We start from the raw sequence: 17,834 nt of genomic DNA on the forward strand, positions 1-17,834 counted from the left end.
GGGTGACGGTCGAAGTGTCGATGGTGTCGGTCACTTCGGTGACGGCTGGAGTGTTATCCACATCCAGCTTCTCGAAGTCGCCGCCGGTGGTACCAGCGACAGTTACGCTGACTTCCCCTGCATCGACGTACACGTCGTCTTCCGGAGCCGGAACAGTGATGCTGCCTTCGGTTTGGCACTTGGCGATGGTGATGACTTCACCGTTGCTCAGGGTGACCTTCATTTCGGAGCCGGCTGGGTTGGTCAGGGTGGCGGTGTAGACGATTTCGCCGCCTTCCGCGACCGAGCCGGTAGCAGTGAGCTTCAGACCGGTGGTGTCGTCAGTACCTGGACCGTCGGTGACGGTGGTCACCGGGTTGCCCGCGGTATCCAGCTTCTCGTAGTTACCACCGGTGGTGCCGGTGATGCTGTTGGTCAGGTCCGGGTTGGTGGTGTGCACGTTGTTCGGTGCAACGAAGTCCACGGTGCCCGAGCTGGAACCGACAGGGATGGTGATCTGCTGACCATTGGCCAGGTTGATCACCAGGTTCGAACCGGTTACCGGAGCAGTAACCGAAGCGGTGTAAGTGACAACGCCACCTTCAGTCACGCTCGGCGTGGCGGTCAGGGTGACGGTCGAAGTGTCGATGGTGTCGGTCACTTCGGTGACGGCTGGAGTGTTATCCACATCCAGCTTCTCGAAGTCGCCGCCGGTGGTACCAGCGACAGTTACGCTGACTTCCCCTGCATCGACGTACACGTCGTCTTCCGGAGCCGGAACAGTGATGCTGCCTTCGGTCTGGCCCTTGGCGATGGTGATGACTTCACCGTTGCTCAGGGTGACCTTCATTTCGGTGCCGGCCGGGTTGGTCAGCGTCGCGGTGTAGGTGATCGAGCCGCCTTCGTTGACTGTTGGCGTCGCGGTCAGCTTGAGGCCGGTGGTGTCGTCAGTACCTGGACCGTCAGTAACGGTGGTCACCGGGTTGCCCGCAGTGTCCAGCTTCTCGTAGTTGCCGCCGGTGGTGCCGGTGATGCTGTTGGTCAGGTCCGGATTGGTGGTGTGCACGTTGTTCGGTGCAACGAAGTCCACGGTGCCGGAGCTCGAACCGACCGGGATGGTGATCTGCTGACCATTAGCCAGGTTGATCACCAGGTTCGAACCGGTTACCGGAGCGGTGACGGAAGCGGTGTAAGTCACCACGCCGCCTTCGGTGACGCTTGGCGTCGCAGTCAGGGTGACGGTCGAAGTGTCGATGGTGTCAGTCACTTCAGTCACGGCAGCCGCCGGGTCGACTTCGACTTTCTCGAAATCGCCACCGGTGGTACCAGCGACAGTCACGCTGACTTCCCCTGCATCGACGTACACGTCGTCTTCCGGAGCCGGAACAGTGATGCTGCCTTCGGTTTGGCCCTTGGCGATGGTGATGACTTCACCATTGCTCAGGGTCACCTTCATCTCGGTGCCGGCCGGATTGGTCAGGGTGGCGGTGTAGACGATCTCGCCGCCTTCCGCGACCGAGCCAGTGGCGGTCAGCTTCAGGCCGGTAGTGTCGTCAGTACCTGGACCGTCAGTAACGGTGGTCACCGGGTTGCCCGCGGTATCCAGCTTCTCGTAGTTGCCACCGGTGGTGCCGGTGATGCTGTTGGTCAGGTCCGAGTTGGTGGTGTGCACGTTGTTCGGTGCGACAAAGTCCACGGTGCCCGAGCTTGCGCCGACAGGGATGGTGATCTGCTGACCATTGGCCAGAGTAATGACCAAGTTCGAGCCGGTCACTGGGGCAGTAACCGAAGCGGTGTAAGTGACAACGCCACCTTCAGTCACGCTTGGCGTGGCGGTCAGGGTGACGGTCGAAGTGTCGATGGTGTCGGTCACTTCGGTCACAGCGGCAGCCGGGTCGACTTCGACTTTTTCGAAGTCGCCACCGGTGGTGCCGGCGATGGTCACGCTGACTTCCCCTGCATCGACGTACACGTCGTCTTCCGGAGCCGGAACAGTGATGCTGCCTTCGGTCTGGCCCTTGGCGATGGTGATGACTTCACCGTTGCTCAGGGTGACCTTCATTTCGGTGCCAGCTGGGTTGGTCAGCGTCGCGGTGTAGACGATCTCGCCGCCTTCCGCGACCGAGCCAGTGGCGGTCAGCTTCAGACCGGTGGTGTCGTCGGTACCTGGACCGTCAGTAACGGTGGTCACCGGGTTGCCCGCGGTATCCAGCTTCTCGTAGTTACCGCCCGAAGTGCCGGTAATGCTGTTGGTCAGGTCCGGGTTAGTGGTGTGCACGTTGTTTGGTGCAACGAAGTCCACGGTACCCGAGCTTGCGCCGACCGGAATAGTGATCTGCTGACCATTGGCCAGGGTGATCACCAGGTTCGAACCGGTTACCGGAGCAGTAACCGAAGCGGTGTAAGTGACAACGCCACCTTCAGTCACGCTCGACGTGGCGGTCAGGGTGACGGTCGAAGTGTCGATGGTGTCGGTCACTTCGGTGACGGCTGGAGTGTTATCCACATCCAGCTTCTCGAAGTCGCCGCCGGTGGTACCAGCGACAGTTACGCTGACTTCCCCTGCATCGACGTACACGTCGTCTTCCGGAGCCGGAACAGTGATGCTGCCTTCGGTTTGGCCCTTGGCGATGGTGATGACTTCACCGTTGCTCAGGGTGACCTTCATTTCGGAGCCGGCTGGGTTGGTCAGGGTGGCGGTGTAGACGATTTCGCCGCCTTCCGCGACCGAGCCGGTAGCAGTGAGCTTCAGACCGGTGGTGTCGTCAGTACCTGGACCGTCGGTGACGGTGGTCACCGGGTTGCCCGCGGTATCCAGCTTCTCGTAGTTACCACCGGTGGTGCCGGTGATGCTGTTGGTCAGGTCCGGGTTAGTGGTGTGCACGTTGTTCGGTGCAACGAAGTCCACGGTGCCGGAGCTCGAACCGACTGGGATGGTGATTTGTTGGCCGTTGGCCAGAGTAACTACCAACGCAGAACCGGTAACTGGAGCAGTGACGGAAGCGGTGTAGGTAACGACCCCGCCTTCAGTGACGCTTGGAGTGGCGGTCAACGTAACGGTGCTGGTGTCGATGGTGTCGGTGACTTCAGTCACAGCGGCCGCCGGGTCGACTTCGACTTTCTCGAAGTCACCGCCGGTGGTGCCAGCGATGGTTACGCTGACTTCGCCCGCATCGATGTACACGTCGTCCGATGGCGCTGGCAGGGTGATGCTGCCTTCGGTTTGGCCCTTGGCGATGGTGATGACTTCACCATTGCTCAGGGTGACCTTCATTTCGGTGCCAGCCGGATTGGTCAGCGTCGCGGTGTAGACGATCTCGCCGCCTTCGGCGACCGAACCAGTGGCGGTCAGCTTCAGGCCGGTGGTGTCATCGGTGCCCGGACCGTCAGTAACGGTGGTCACCGGATTACCCGCGGTATCCAGCTTCTCGTAGTTACCGCCCGAAGTGCCGGTGATGCTGTTGGTCAGGTCCGGGTTAGTGGTGTGCACGTTGTTCGGTGCAACGAAGTCCACGGTGCCCGAGCTTGCGCCGACAGGGATGGTGATCTGTTGGCCGTTGGCCAGGGTGATGACCAGGTTCGAACCGGTAACCGGAGCAGTAACCGAAGCGGTGTAAGTAACGACGCCGCCTTCAGTCACGCTTGGCGTAGCAGTCAGGGTGACGGTCGAAGTGTCGATGGTGTCGGTGACTTCGGTGACGGCTGGAGTGTTATCCACATCCAGCTTCTCGAAGTCGCCGCCGGTGGTGCCCGCGACAGTCACGCTGACTTCACCGGCATCGATGTACACGTCATCGGATGGCGCCGGCAGGGTAATGCTACCTTCGGTCTGGCCCTTGGCGATGGTGATGACTTCACCGTTGCTCAGGGTCACCTTCATTTCGGTGCCGGCCGGGTTGGTCAGGGTGGCGGTGTAGACGATCTCGCCGCCTTCAGCCACGGAGCCGGTAGCGGTGAGCTTCAGACCGGTGGCGTCATCGGTGCCCGGGCCGTCAGTAACGGTGGTCACCGGGTTGCCCGCAGTGTCCAGCTTCTCGTAATTACCACCGGTGGTGCCGGTAATGCTGTTGGTCAGATCTGGGTTAGTGGTGTGCACGTTGTTCGGTGCAACGAAGTCCACGGTGCCCGAGCTTGCGCCGACCGGGATGGTGATCTGCTGACCATTAGCCAGGTTGATCACCAACGCGGAACCAGTCACTGGCGCCGTAACCGAAGCGGTGTAGGTGACGACGCCGCCTTCGGTCACGCTTGGAGTAGCGGTCAGCGTAACGGTGCTGGTATCGATGGTGTCGGTGACTTCAGTCACGGCAGCCGCCGGGTCGACTTCGACTTTTTCGAAGTCGCCACCGGTGGTGCCGGCGATGGTCACGCTGACTTCCCCTGCGTCGACGTACACGTCGTCTTCCGGAGCCGGAACAGTGATGCTGCCTTCGGTCTGGCCCTTGGCGATGGTGATGACTTCACCGTTGCTCAGGGTCACCTTCATTTCGGTGCCGGCTGGGTTGGTCAGGGTAGCGGTGTAGACGATTTCGCCGCCTTCAGCGACCGAGCCAGTGGCGGTCAGCTTCAAACCAGTGGTGTCATCGGTGCCCGGACCGTCAGTAACGGTGGTCACTGGGTTGCCCGCAGTGTCCAGCTTCTCGTAATTACCACCGGTGGTGCCGGTGATGCTGTTGGTCAGGTCCGGGTTAGTGGTGTGCACGTTGTTCGGTGCAACGAAGTCCACGGTGCCGGAGCTCGAACCGACCGGGATGGTGATCTGCTGACCATTAGCCAGGTTGATCACCAACGCGGAACCAGTCACTGGTGCCGTAACCGAAGCGGTGTAGGTGACGACGCCGCCTTCGGTCACGCTTGGAGTGGCGGTCAACGTAACGGTGCTGGTATCGATGGTGTCGGTGACTTCAGTCACGGCAGCCGCCGGGTCGACTTCGACTTTCTCGAAATCGCCACCAGTAGTGCCGGCGATGGTCACGCTGACTTCACCGGCATCGATGTACACGTCGTCCGACGGCGCTGGCAGGGTAATGCTGCCCTCGGTCTGGCCCTTGGCAATGGTGATCACTTCACCATTGCTCAGGGTCACCTTCATCTCGGTGCCAGCTGGGTTGGTCAGGGTGGCGGTGTAGACGATCTCGCCGCCTTCGGCCACGGAGCCGGTAGCGGTCAGTTTGAGACCGGTAGTGTCGTCAGTACCTGGACCATCAGTAACGGTAGTCACCGGATTACCAGCAGTATCCAGCTTCTCGTAATTACCACCGGTAGTACCGGTGATGCTGTTGGTCAGGTCCGGGTTGGTAGTGTGCACGTTGTTCGGCGCAACAAACTCAACCGAACCGGTGCTCTGACCGACAGGAATAGTGATCTGCTGACCATTGGCCAAAGTAATAACCAGCGCAGAGCCAGTCACTGGTGCAGTCACCGAAGCGGTGTAAGTGACCACGCCACCTTCAGCCACACTGCTGTTCGCTGTCAAAGTGACAGTCGAAGTATCAATGGTGTCAGTAACTTGCGTAACAGCCGGGGTGCCATCTACAGCAACTTTCTCGAAGTCGCCGCCGGTAGTGCCAGTGACAGTCACGCTAACTTCACCGGCATCGACGTACACGTCGTCTTCCGGTGCCGGAACAGTAATGCTGCCTTCAGTCTGACCTGCAGCAATAGTGATCACCTCACCATTGCTCAGGGTTACCTTCATTTCGGTGCCGGCCGGATTGGTCAGCGTGGCGGTATAAACAATCGAGCCGCCTTCAGCGACCGAACCGGTAGCCGTCAGCTTAAGGCCGGTAGTGTCATCAGTACCTGGACCGTCAGTAACGGTAGTCACCGGATTACCTGCGGTATCCAGCTTCTCGTAATTACCACCGGTAGTACCGGTAATGCTGTTGGTCAGGTCCGAATTGGTAGTGTGCACGTTATTCGGCGCAACAAACTCAACCGAGCCAGTGCTCTGACCGACAGGAATAGTGATCTGCTGACCATTGGCCAGGGTAATAACCAGTGCAGAGCCAGTAACCGGCGCAGTGACCGAAGCGGTGTAGGTAACCACACCACCTTCAGCCACACTGCTGTTCGCTGTCAAAGTGACAGTCGAAGTATCGATGGTGTCAGTAACTTCGGTAACCGCCGGCTGATTGCTGACCACCAGGTTCTCGAAGTTGCCGCCATCGACATTGTCGATGCTCACGCTGACGTTGCCGGCATCGACATACACATCATCGCTTGGTGCAGGCACGGTGACGCTGCCTTCAGTCTGGCCCGCCGCGATGGTGATCACCGCGCCGTTGCTCAGGGTCACGGTCACCGGGGTGCCGGCCGGGTTGGTCAGGGTCGCGGTGTAGATGATCGAACCGCCTTCGGCCACGGTGCCGGTGGCGTTCAGGCTCAGGCCGGTGTCATCGATCGAGTCGTTGATGGTGGTGACCGCCGGGTTCGGGTTCGGAACCAGGTTCTCGAAGTTGCCACCGGTAGCGCCCGTGATGGTGGTGCTGACGCTGCTGCCGTTGTTGTAGACGTCGTTCGGCGGGGTTTGCACGTCGACGGTGCCGGTGGTCTGGCCGGCGCCGATGGTGATGGTGCTGCCGTTGGACAGGGTCACGGTGACCGGCGTCTGCGCCGGGTTGGTCAGGGTGGCGGTGTAGGTGATCACACCGCCTTCGGTGACACTCGGGTTGGCGCTCAGGCTGACCGTGGTGGTGTCGATGGTGTCGGTGATCTGGGTCACTGCCGGGGTGGTGTCCGGGGTGACGATCAGGCCCGCGCCGCCGGTAGTGCCGGTGATGGTCGCGGAAATCTCGCTGCCGTCCAGGTACACAGTATCGTTCGGCGGGATGGTCACGCTGACGCTGCCGGTGGTCTGCCCGGCGCTGATGACGATGACCTGGCCATTGGACAGGGTCACGGTCAGGTTGGTCAGCGGTGGCTGGCCCAGGGTGGCGGTGTAGGTGATCACGCCACCCGCTTCGGTGATCGACGGCGTGGCGCTCAGGGTCAGGCCGGATTCGCGCGTAGGCGTGGTGGTTGCCGGGTTGTTGGCATCGTCCAGGCCGCCCAGTTCCTGGGTGGCGGCGCCGGTGGCAAAGCCGATCGGGCCGGTCGGGAAGCCAATGGTCGGGTCGACCGAGCCTGCGGTGGCGTCGAGCATCACGAAGCTGTGGCCACCACCGGCCGCGCCGCCGCTACCTGCGGCCGACGGGCCTGCTGCGGTGGCTTCGAGCTCGGTGGTCGGGTCAGCACCGGCGGCGATGGCCTGCTGCAGCTCTTCCACCGAAGGCGCAGCCTGGGCGGTGGCTGCCGCCAGGTCAGTGCTGCTGTCCGGGGTCTCGGCGCTCCACTGGGTGTCGCGCCCCAGGTCCAGGGTGCGGCCGTCGGCCAGCTCCAGGGTGACAGCGCCGGCCAGGCCGGTCAGCACCTGCTCGCCAGCGAACAGGCGGTCACCTTCGATGAGTACACGTTGAATCCCTTCTGGGGATACGGCGATTACTTGGCCAACAATGCTTTTGACGATGGCAACAACACTGCTCATTGGACTCTCCGGACTACCCGTTCAATTTGGCTTCCATGCCAGCCGGCGCTGAATTGCCGCTTTCTGATGGAATGTTTCAATAGTAAGTTTGGCGCTTTTGACGTCAATATATTGTCGATAACTGTTGGCTATTAAGTTTATGCCAAAGTATTGACCTTCCTGCTGCCATCCTAAACAATCAGCACCGTAATGTCACATTGATATTTGAGCGGCTGCCACTCTTCCTCCGTACGATCCAAGTACCCCTTCGGAAGTTTCCGACATAAGGTCATTCCGGTTGCCATTTTCTAATGCAGCAACGATTTCTGCTGTGATTTGGGACAAGACGTCCCTGGGAAAAAAGTTAAATGCGCGCGTCACTGTTCACTGCTCTTCCTTTCGTCCTCGCCACCAGTTTCGTTCAAGCACAGAGCCTGCCAGAGGTCATGCAGAAAGCCCTCGAGGTACACCCGGAAATCCAGGCCGGGGTTAACAGCCGAATCGCTGCCGATTACCAACTGCGCGCCGCCAAAGGCGGTTACCTGCCACGCGTCGACGTGCTGGCCGGCTACGGCCGTGAAGGCACCGACAGCCCGAGCACCGGCAACCGCTGGGAAACGCTTAACCGCGGTGAGTCGAGCGTGCGCCTGCGGCAGATGGTCTTCGACGGTTTTGCCACCTCGAGCGAAGTCGGCCGCCAGCAAGCCACCGTCAACTCCCGCGCCTACTCGCTGTTGGGTGCATCCGAGCGCACCGCGCTGACCGTTGCCCAGGTCTATCTGGATGTCCTGAGCCGTCGCGAGATGGTCCGCCTGGCAGAAGACAACCTGCGCAGCCACGAGCGCATCTACGACCAGATCAAGCTGCGCACCGCCCGTGGTGTTGGCCGCCTGGCTGACCTTGATCAGGCCGAAGCGCGCCTGGCCCAGGCCCGCAACAACCTGATCACCGAGCAGACCAACCTCGCCGATGCCAAGACCAACTACCTGAGCGTGGTCGGTCAGCTGCCGGACGAGTTAAGCAGCCCTACGCCGTTTGTCGACCTGTTGCCGGCCAACCTCGACGAAGCCCGCCAGCAGATGGTCGAGAGCAGCCCGATCCTGCGCTCGGCAGAGTCCGATATCGCAGCGGCGGAGAAGCAATACGCAGCGGCAAAGTCTACTTTCTATCCGCGTTTTGATGCAGAACTCGGACGGACGGCCGATAACGATCTGGATGGCATGAACGGCCACAACAATGAATGGCAGGCTATGCTGCGTATGAGCTTCAACTTGTATGCCGGCGGCAGCAACAAGGCCGACCTGGAATCCAAGTCGTACCTGACCAACCAGGCGCTGGACATTCGCAACAATGCCTTGCGCCAGCTCAATGAGGAGCTAGGCCTGGCATGGAATGCTATGGACAACGCCAATGCGCAGTTGCCGATCGCCCAACAATACGTCGATCACAGCAACAGTGTGCGCACCGCCTACCAGAAGCAGTTCAGCCTGGGCGAACGTACCTTGCTAGACTTGCTCGACAGCGAGAACGAACTCTTCACTGCCCAACGCCGTCTCACCGAAGTGAAGAACAGCCAGCTGTTTACTCAGTATCGAATCAAAGCGACCATTGGTCAGCTGCTCAAGAGCCAGGGTGTTGTCGCACCGATGGCCTCTGTGGTGCAGAACGACCTTAAACCGAAAGTGAACCTGCCAGGCATGAACTGAGGTTCACTGTTATAGCCAACCGCAACCGTTAAGAGAGCCCGCGTGGAATCAGAAGTCAGTCGAGTCCAACTCAGCCATGATCCACGCAGTCAGCACGACGATCCGTTGCTGGACAGCCTGCTGTCTCTTTGCGTGCTGCACCAGAAGCCCGCCAGCCGGGCCATGCTGACCACCGGCCTGCCGTTGCCGGCCCAACGCCTGAGCCCGGAGCTGCTGCCACGCGCGGCAGCCCGTGCCGGCCTGCAGGGCCGCTTGCTGCAACGCAAGCTGGAGCAGATCCCGAGCATCGCCATGCCGGCCATGCTCCTGCTCAAGGACGGTCGCAGCACGGTCTTGCTGGGTTGGGAGAACGACGACACCGCGCGCCTGTTGCTCAGCGAAAGCGACGGCGGCGAAGTGCATGTCAGCCGCGAGGCCTTGCAAAGCGACTACAGTGGCCGGGTGTTCTTCGCCCAGCCGCAGCACAAGTTCGACGTCAACCATGGCAACCTGATCCCGCGGGCGCGCTCCTGGTTCCGTGACACCCTCAAGCGCAGCCGCTGGCTGTACATCGACGCCATCGCCGCAAGCCTGGTGATCAACCTGATTGCCCTGGCCGCACCGCTGTTCGTGATGAACGTCTATGACCGCGTGGTGCCCAACCAGGCCACCTCGACCCTCTGGGTCCTGGCCCTGGGTATCTCCGGCGCCTACATCTTCGACCTGATCCTCAAGGGCCTGCGCAGCTTGTGCCTGGACCTGGCCGGGAAGAAGACCGACCTGATCATCTCCGCCACGCTGTTCGAACGCATCGTCGGCATGGCCATGAAATACCGGCCGGCAAGGGTCGGCAGCTTTGCCCAGAACATCCATGAATTCCAGGGCCTGCGCGACTTCCTCGCCTCGCTGACCCTGACCAGCCTGATCGACCTGCCGTTCACCCTGCTGATCCTGCTGGTGATCGCCATCATCGGCGGGCACCTGGTGTGGATTCCAATCATCGCCTTCCCGCTGGCCCTGGGCATCGGTTATGCCCTGCAGAAGCCGCTGGTGGCGACCCTTGAGCGAACCATGGCACTGGCCTCCGAGCGCCAGTCGAGCCTGATCGAGACCCTCGCCGGGCTCGATGCGGTCAAGGTCAACAACGCCGAAAGCGAACGTCAGTACATGTGGGAGCAGACCATCGGCACCCTCAGCCGCCTCGAGCTGCGGGTCAAGGTGCTCTCGGGCCTGGCGATGAACATCACCCTGCTGATCCAGCAACTGGCGGGCGTGGCGCTGATCTGCGCCGGTGTCTACCAGATCATGGCTGGCAACCTCAGCATGGGCGGCCTGATTGCCTGCTACATGCTCAGTGGCCGCGCCCTCGGCCCGCTGGGCCAGCTCTCCGGCCTGCTGACCCGTTATCAGCAAGCCAAGGTGACCATGGTCTCCACCGACCAGATGATGGAACTGCCGCAAGAGCGCAACTTCGAAGAACGCCCGCTGAGCCGTCAGGTACTGCAGGGCGCCATCGAGTTTCGCGGTGTCGATTTCACCTACCCCAACCAGCAGAACCTGGCGCTCAAGGGCGTCAATGTATCGATCCGCCCCGGCGAGAAGATCGGCATCATCGGTCGCAGCGGCTCGGGCAAGAGCTCGCTGGCCAAACTGATCGTCGGTCTCTACGAAGCCGATGCCGGCTCGTTGCTGGTCGATGGCGTGGACATCCGCCAGATCGACGTCAGCGAGCTGCGCCACAACATCGGCTATGTGCCCCAGGACATCCAGCTGCTGGCCGGTACCCTGCGCGACAACCTGGTCAGTGGTGCCCGTTACGTGGAGGACGAATTGGTCCTGCAGGCCGCCGAACTGTCCGGGGTTCACGAATTTGCCCGCCTGCACCCGCAAGGCTACGAGCTGCAGGTTGGCGAGCGGGGCCAGAACCTGTCCGGAGGTCAGCGGCAGAACGTCGCCCTCGGCCGTGCCCTGTTGCTCAACCCGCAGATCCTGCTGCTCGACGAGCCGACCAGCGCCATGGACAACACCGGTGAAGAACGCCTCAAGCAACGCCTGCAAGTGGTCATCGAGAACAAGACCGTGGTCCTGGTGACTCACCGGGCTTCGCTGTTGTCACTGGTCGACCGCCTGATCGTTGTCGATCGCGGGCAGATAGTCGCGGATGGCCCGAAAGCCGCCGTCATGGATGCGCTGAAGAAGGGGCAGATCAGTGTTGCTTAAGATGGATATGGGCCAGATCAAGGACAGCCTGCGCAGGTATTTCAAGGGTTCCGAATCGCTTAGCGGCCAGCCGCTGCCCGAGGTCAACAAGGCGCTGATCGAAGATGCGCCGCGCATCGTGCGCCTGACCATCTGGGGGGTGATCGGCTTCTTCCTGTTCCTTGGCCTCTGGGCCAATTTCGCCATTATCGACGAAGTCACCCGTGGCGAAGGCAAGGCGATCCCGTCGTCGAAGCTGCAGAAGATCCAGAACCTGGAAGGCGGCATCGTTGCGCAGATCTACGCCAAAGAGGGCGAGATCGTCGAAGTGGGCGACCCGTTGCTGCGCCTGGACGATACCCGGTTCGTTTCCAACGTCGGTGAGACCGAGGCTGATCGCCTGGCCATGGCCCTGCGTGTCGAGCGCCTGAGCGCCGAGGTCGAAGACCGGCCGCTGAAGATCGACGAAGAAATCCGCAAGGCCGCGCCGAGCCAGGCCGCCAACGAAGAGTCCCTGTACCAGAGCCGCCGCCAGCAGTTGCAGGACGAAATCGGCGGCCTGCAGGAGCAACTGGTGCAGCGCCAGCAGGAGTTGCGCGAGTTCAGCTCCAAGCAGGGCCAGTACCGCAACAGCCTGCAGCTGCTGCGCCAGGAGATCAGCATGTCCGAGCCGCTGGTGGCTCAGGGCGCGATCTCCCAGGTTGAAGTGCTGCGCCTCAAGCGTGCCGAGGTCGAGAACCGCGGCCAGCTGGATGCCACCTCGCTGGCGATTCCGCGTGCCGAGTCGGCGATCAAGGAAGTCGAGCGCAAGATCGACGAGACCCGCGGCAAGTTCCGCAGCGAAGCTCTGACCCAACTCAATGAGGCGCGCACCGACCTGAGCAAGGCCCAGGCCACCGGCAAGGCCCTGGACGATCGGGTCAACCGTACCCTGGTCACCTCGCCGGTGCGCGGTATCGTCAAGCAGCTGCTGGTCAACACCGTTGGCGGGGTGATCCAGCCGGGCAGCGACCTGGTCGAGATCGTGCCGCTCGATGACACCCTTTTGGTCGAAGCGCGCATCCGTCCGCAAGACATTGCCTTCCTGCACCCGGGGCAAGAGGCGATGGTCAAGTTCACCGCCTATGACTACACCATCTACGGCGGCCTCAAGGCCAAGCTCGAACAGATCGGCGCCGACACCATCACCGACGAAGACAAGAACACCTTCTACGTGATCAAGCTGCGCACCGAGCGCAGCCACCTGGGCACCGACGACAAGCCGCTGCTGATCATCCCGGGGATGGTCGCTTCGGTGGACATCATCACCGGCAAGAAAAGCGTGCTGAGCTACCTGCTCAAGCCGATCATCCGCGCCCGGGCCGAAGCGCTGCGCGAGCGCTAAAAGCATCGCTGGCAAGCCAGCTCCCACAGTTGGACTTTGTGGGAGCTGGCTTGCCAGCGATGAGGCCCTGAAGCTCACCATATGCTTATGCTCTAAAGATATTTAAATTCTTTCTCTTATGACTTTATAGTCACTCCCCTGCGTACCTGCCGACCAATCGGCGCGCCGCACGACCGAACCAACACGGAACACCGTGAGTTTCTGATCGATGCGCGCACCTTTGGGCGCGCTCTGCGTGGGAGTGAATCATGTCAGCGGCCTCTAACGCCTTGTCGTCCATCGACAGCGCACAGCAGCAAGCCTTCGAAATCCTGCCGTTCAGTGGTGCCGTCGGCGCCGAGATCATCGGCCTGGACCTGACCCGACCGGTCAGCAGCGAAGACTTCACCCGGATCCACCGGGCCCATCTCGATCACCACGTGCTGGTGTTTCGCGACCAGCGCATTACCCCCGAACAACAAATCGCCTTCAGCCGCCGCTTCGGCGTGCTGCAGATCCACGTGCTCAAGCAGTTCTTGCTCAGCGGCCACCCGGAAATCCTGATCGTCTCCAACATCGTCGAAAACGGGCAGAACATCGGCCTGGGCGATGCCGGCAAGTTCTGGCACTCGGACCTGTCGTACAAGGAACTGCCAAGCCTGGGTTCGATGTTGCACGCCCAGGAGCTGCCCAGCGAAGGCGGCGACACCTTGTTCGCCGACATGCACAAGGCCTGGGACGGCCTGCCCGAGGCCCTGCGCAAAGCCGTCGAAGGCCGCAGCGCCGCGCATTCCTACACTGCCCGCTACAGCGAAACCAAATTCGAAGGCAACTGGCGCCCGGCCCTGACCGCCGAGCAGTTGGCCCAGGTCCAGGAAGTGATCCATCCGGTGGTACGCACCCACCCGGAAAACGGCCGCAAGGCGCTGTTCGTCAGCGAAGGCTTCACCACCCGCATCGTCGGCCTGCCTGAAGACGAAAGCCGGCAGCTCCTCGCCGAGCTCTACGCCCACAGCGTGCTTGAGCAGAACATCTACCGCCACCAATGGCAGCCCCATGACCTGGTGTTCTGGGACAACCGCTCGTTGATCCACCTGGCCAGCGGCTGCCCCGCGCACCTGCGCCGCAAGCTGTACCGCACCACCATCCAGGGCGATGCCCCGTTCTGATCATTCGAGGAGTACAGCATGCGCAAATCAATCAGCCGCCTGGCGGCCAGTATCGGCCTGGGTGCCAGCCTGCTCGCCGGCAGCCTGGTGGCGCCGGCCACGGCCCAGGCCGAAGGGGAAATCCGCATTGCCGAACAGTTCGGCATTGTTTACCTGCTGCTCAACGTGGTGCGCGACCAGAACCTGATCGAGAAGCACGGCAAGGCGCAGGGCATCGACATCAAGGTCGACTGGACGCAGCTGTCTGGCGGCGCCGCGATCAACGACGCCTTGCTCTCTGGCTCGGTGGACATCGCCGGTGCCGGAGTCGGCCCGCTGCTGACCATCTGGGACCGCACCCAGGGCCGGCAGAACGTCAAGGCCGTGGCCTCGCTGGGCAACTTCCCCTACTACCTGGTCAGCAGCAACCCCAAGGTGAAGACCATCGCCGACTTCAGCGAGAAAGACCGCATTGCCCTGCCGGCGGTGGGCGTCTCGGTGCAGTCGCGCTTCCTGCAGTACGCCGCCGCCAAGCAATGGGGCGACAAGGAGTACAACCGCCTCGACAAATACACCCTGGCCGTCCCCCATCCCGATGCCACGGCGGCCCTGCTGGCTGGCGGCACCGAGCTGAACGCGCACTTCTCCAACCCGCCGTTCCAGGACCAGGTGCTGGCCAACAAGGACGTGCACGTGGTGCTCAACACCTACGACCTGCTCGGGCCGAACTCGCCGACCGTGCTGTTCGCCACCGAAAAATTCCGCAACGACAACCCCAAGACCTATAAGGCCTTCGTCGATGCCCTGGCCGAAGCCGCCGAGTTTGCCCAGAACGACAAGGCCGCCGCAGCCGACACCTACATCCGCGTGACCAGGGCCAAGATCGATCGCGAGGCGTTGCTGAAGATCATCGACAACCCGCAGTACGAATTCAGCGTGACGCCGAAGAACACCTATCCGCTGGCCGAGTTCCTCTACCGCGTGGGCGCGATCAAGCACAAACCCGAATCCTGGAAAGACTATTTCTTCCAGGACGAGAAACCGTTGCAAGGGAGCTGAGCCGGATGAACACCCCATTGCAAGGCCACACGGTCAGCAAATTGAGCAGCGTCGCCACGCCGCCGCTGCTGCAGGTGGATAACGTAAGCCTGGAGTACCGCACTGCGCAGCGCGTGGTGCGGGCCACCCACCAGGTCAGTTTCGAAGTGGACAAGGCCGACCGCTTTGTCCTGCTCGGGCCCTCGGGCTGCGGCAAGTCGACCCTGCTCAAGGCGGTGGCCGGTTTCATCGAGCCCAGGGAAGGGCAGATCCGCCTGCAGGGCCAGGCCGTGCATGGCCCGGGCCCGGACCGCATCGTGGTGTTCCAGGAGTTCGACCAGCTGCCGCCATGGAAAACCGTCAAGCACAACGTGATGTTCCCGCTGCTGGCCTCGGGCACGCTCAAGCGCAGGGAGGCTGAAGAACGCGCCTTGCACTACCTGGAAAAAGTCGGCCTGGCCGGCTTTGCCGATGCCTATCCGCATACCCTGTCGGGCGGCATGAAAGCCCGCGTGGCGATTGCCCGGGCGCTGGCCATGCAGCCGAAGATCCTGCTGATGGACGAACCCTTCGCCGCCCTCGACGCCCTGACCCGGCGCAAGATGCAGGAAGAGTTGCTGCTGCTCTGGGAAGAGGTGCGTTTCACTCTGTTGTTCGTCACCCATTCGATCGAAGAAGCGCTGGTGGTGGGCAACCGCATCCTCTTGCTGTCGCCCCATCCGGGCCGGGTGCGCGCCGAAATCCACAGCCACCAGTACGACCTGCAGAGCCTTGGCGCCAGCGACTTCCAGGCGTCGGCGCGGCGCATCCACCGTTTGCTGTTCGACGACGATGCCCAGGCCGAGCACGACCCGGCATTGGGTTTCGCCGACATTCGCATTGCCTACTGACCGGGAGTTTTGCCATGACCACAACTGTTACACCGCGTCAGGAATACGAAATTGTCCTCGAGCCGCTGCTCAGTATCCCCGTTGAACGCGAACTGCCGCTGGGCCAGCGCCTCTGGCAACAGGGCTGGCTGCGCAAGGGCCTGATCCTGATCCTCCTGGCCGTGGCCTGGGAAGCCATCGCCCGCTACCAGGACAATGACCTGCTGCTGCCCAGCTTCGTGCAAACCGCAGCAGCCCTGTATGACGGCCTGCTCAGCGGCGAGTTGCCGGCCAAGGTCGGCGTGTCGCTGGTGGTACTGCTCAAGGGTTATCTGCTGGGGATCGTCCTGGCCTTCGGCCTGACCAGCCTGGCGGTGTCGACCCAGTTCGGCCGCGACCTGCTCAGCACCCTGACCTCGATGTTCAACCCGCTACCGGCGATCGCTTTGCTACCGCTGGCGCTGCTCTGGTTCGGCCTGGGCGACAACAGCCTGATCTTCGTGCTGGTGCATTCGGTGCTCTGGGCCCTGGCGCTGAATACCTACGCGGGTTTTCTCGGGGTCTCCGAGACCCTGCGCATGGCCGGGCGCAACTATGGCCTGCGCGGCTTGCGCCTGGTGGTGCATATCCTGATTCCGGCGGCGCTGCCGTCGGTCCTCTCGGGCCTGAAGATTGGCTGGGCCTTTGCCTGGCGCACACTGATCGCCGCCGAGCTGGTGTTCGGCGCCACCAGCGGCAAGGGCGGGCTGGGCTGGTACATCTTCCAGAACCGCAACGAGCTGTACACCGACAAGGTTTTCGCTGGGCTTGCGGTCGTGATCCTGATCGGCCTGCTGGTCGAAAGCCTGGTGTTCAACACCCTGGAGCGTGTCACCGTGCGCCGCTGGGGCATGCAGCGCTGAAAGGCTCAGGCCGATTGATATTGCGCCGCGGCATTGTTGAGGGTTTCGGCAATCTGTCGGCGCAGGCTCAGGGGCTGTTCGACGATCAGCCCGTCACCCTGGCTCAGTAGCCACCAGCGCAGCTGCCAGCTGTTGCTGACGGTGGCCTGCAGGCGGTGGCCAGCTTCCAGCGGAGTCAGGTGCATGTCGGCCGACAGTGGCGTCTCGCGCACCAGACGGGCCAGGTTGTCGCTGATCCAGGCCTGCAGTTCGATCTTGTCGGTATCGCCGAACTGCAGGGCATCGCTGCGCAGGTACGCCTGCAGATCGAAGGCGCGCAGGCCCTCGGTGGGGCTGTCGAGGATGCGCAGCTTGCGAAAGCGATGCACGGCGAACTGGCGAATGTCGGTATAGGGCACGGCAGTGGCAATCAGGTAACTGACCTGGCCGCGCTGGATCAACGCCAGCGGGTTGAGGGTCAGCTCGCTGAGCTTGTCGTTATGTGCCGAGTAGTACTGGCAGTGCAGCTGGTATTCCTCGAGCAGCGCGTGTTGCACGGTCTCGAGGATGCTGTCGGGCACTTCCGGGGCCTGCATGTTCATGTCCGGGCGCACGCTGGCGACCTTGTCCAGCCAGCGCGCCACCTTGTTCGCCCCCGACAGGTGTTCGAGCTTCTGCCGGGCATGGCTGAAGCGCGGGTCCAGCACCTTGAGCATGCTCCCCGGCAACAGCGGGCGTACCGCTTCTTCCACCAGCGCCAGGCTCAGGGCCTCGCTGACACTGATACCGCGCAATTCGATGCAGGCGTTGGCCGCCCAGTGCCAGCCGTACGGGATGCTCTTGTCGTTACGCTCCAGCGGGAAGATCAGCGACAGCTCGTTGAGGTCGCGCTCGATGCTGCGCTTGCTGATGGAAAAACCTGCGTCCTGCAGGCGACCGACCAACTCGGCACTGGTAATCCCCGGTGAGCGGCTGGGCAACTGGCGCAGCAACTCCCATTGGCGGCTGAGGGTGGCACGTGTCGTGGCAGAGGGCAAAAGGTGGCGTCCTTGTCTAGGCTTGCGGTTGTAGCATGGCGCCAGCGCAGTGATATGGCAATTAGCCATTTATGTATCCAGATCAAGGATGAAGCAGTTGAGTGCCCTAACTGAATCGTTCGCGACAGGTT

General features: G+C 62.1%; 9 protein-coding genes. 7 read left to right on the forward strand and 2 right to left on the reverse strand.

What is annotated here, in order from left to right:
• Positions 1–7,504, reverse strand: a 7,504-nt coding sequence (locus JV241A_RS00090) for a retention module-containing protein (protein ID WP_134061151.1), incomplete at its 3' end; no start/stop codon positions are given.
• A 347-nt stretch (positions 7,505–7,851) separates the two neighbouring features.
• Here JV241A_RS00090 and JV241A_RS00095 point away from each other — a divergent pair.
• The 7 genes from JV241A_RS00095 (at position 7,852) to JV241A_RS00125 (ending at position 16,687) form a co-directional block, all read left to right on the forward strand.
• A complete protein-coding gene (locus JV241A_RS00095; RefSeq protein WP_134061152.1) occupies positions 7,852–9,189 on the forward strand; it encodes a TolC family outer membrane protein in 1,338 nt (445 codons plus the stop codon).
• 42 nt (positions 9,190–9,231) lie between these two features.
• Positions 9,232–11,388, forward strand: a complete 2,157-nt coding sequence (locus JV241A_RS00100; protein ID WP_115089494.1) for a type I secretion system permease/ATPase — start codon at positions 9,232–9,234, stop codon at positions 11,386–11,388.
• A 1-nt stretch (position 11,389) separates the two neighbouring features.
• Positions 11,390–12,751 carry an HlyD family type I secretion periplasmic adaptor subunit gene (locus JV241A_RS00105; protein ID WP_166675625.1) on the forward strand — a complete coding sequence of 454 codons (1,362 nt, stop codon included), beginning with the start codon at positions 11,390–11,392 and terminating at the stop codon, positions 12,749–12,751.
• 248 nt (positions 12,752–12,999) lie between these two features.
• Complete coding sequence (locus JV241A_RS00110; RefSeq protein WP_115089492.1) at positions 13,000–13,899, forward strand: TauD/TfdA family dioxygenase; 900 nt, start codon at positions 13,000–13,002, stop codon at positions 13,897–13,899.
• 18 nt (positions 13,900–13,917) lie between these two features.
• Positions 13,918–14,937 (forward strand): ABC transporter substrate-binding protein, encoded by a 1,020-nt coding sequence (locus JV241A_RS00115; RefSeq protein ID WP_134061153.1) that lies wholly within the window; start codon positions 13,918–13,920, stop codon positions 14,935–14,937.
• Between the two features lie 5 nt (positions 14,938–14,942).
• Positions 14,943–15,806: an ABC transporter ATP-binding protein gene (locus tag JV241A_RS00120; protein ID WP_115089491.1), complete on the forward strand. Its 864-nt coding sequence runs from the start codon at positions 14,943–14,945 to the stop codon at positions 15,804–15,806.
• A 14-nt stretch (positions 15,807–15,820) separates the two neighbouring features.
• A complete protein-coding gene (locus JV241A_RS00125) occupies positions 15,821–16,687 on the forward strand; it encodes an ABC transporter permease (protein ID WP_134061154.1) in 867 nt (288 codons plus the stop codon).
• Between the two features lie 5 nt (positions 16,688–16,692).
• Here the strand turns inward: JV241A_RS00125 and JV241A_RS00130 are convergent, their stop codons facing one another.
• Entirely contained in the window at positions 16,693–17,703 is a 1,011-nt protein-coding gene (locus JV241A_RS00130) for a WYL domain-containing protein (RefSeq protein ID WP_115089489.1), read from the reverse strand.
• Between the last annotated feature and the right edge of the window lie 131 nt (positions 17,704–17,834).

The sequence above is a fragment of the Pseudomonas sp. JV241A genome (assembly GCF_900275665.1).
Lineage (GTDB): Bacteria > Pseudomonadota > Gammaproteobacteria > Pseudomonadales > Pseudomonadaceae > Aquipseudomonas > Aquipseudomonas wadenswilerensis.

Bases quoted from the DNA above. Each gene is read 5' to 3' on its own strand.
- JV241A_RS00115 (WP_134061153.1), top strand. From the start codon at position 13,918: ATGCGCAAATCAATCAGCCGCCTGGCGGCCAGTATCGGCCTGGGTGCC.
- JV241A_RS00095 (WP_134061152.1), top strand. From the start codon at position 7,852: ATGCGCGCGTCACTGTTCACTGCTCTTCCTTTCGTCCTCGCCACCAGT.
- JV241A_RS00120 (WP_115089491.1), top strand. From the start codon at position 14,943: ATGAACACCCCATTGCAAGGCCACACGGTCAGCAAATTGAGCAGCGTC.
- JV241A_RS00110 (WP_115089492.1), top strand. From the start codon at position 13,000: ATGTCAGCGGCCTCTAACGCCTTGTCGTCCATCGACAGCGCACAGCAG.
- JV241A_RS00105 (WP_166675625.1), top strand. From the start codon at position 11,390: ATGGATATGGGCCAGATCAAGGACAGCCTGCGCAGGTATTTCAAGGGT.
- JV241A_RS00125 (WP_134061154.1), top strand. From the start codon at position 15,821: ATGACCACAACTGTTACACCGCGTCAGGAATACGAAATTGTCCTCGAG.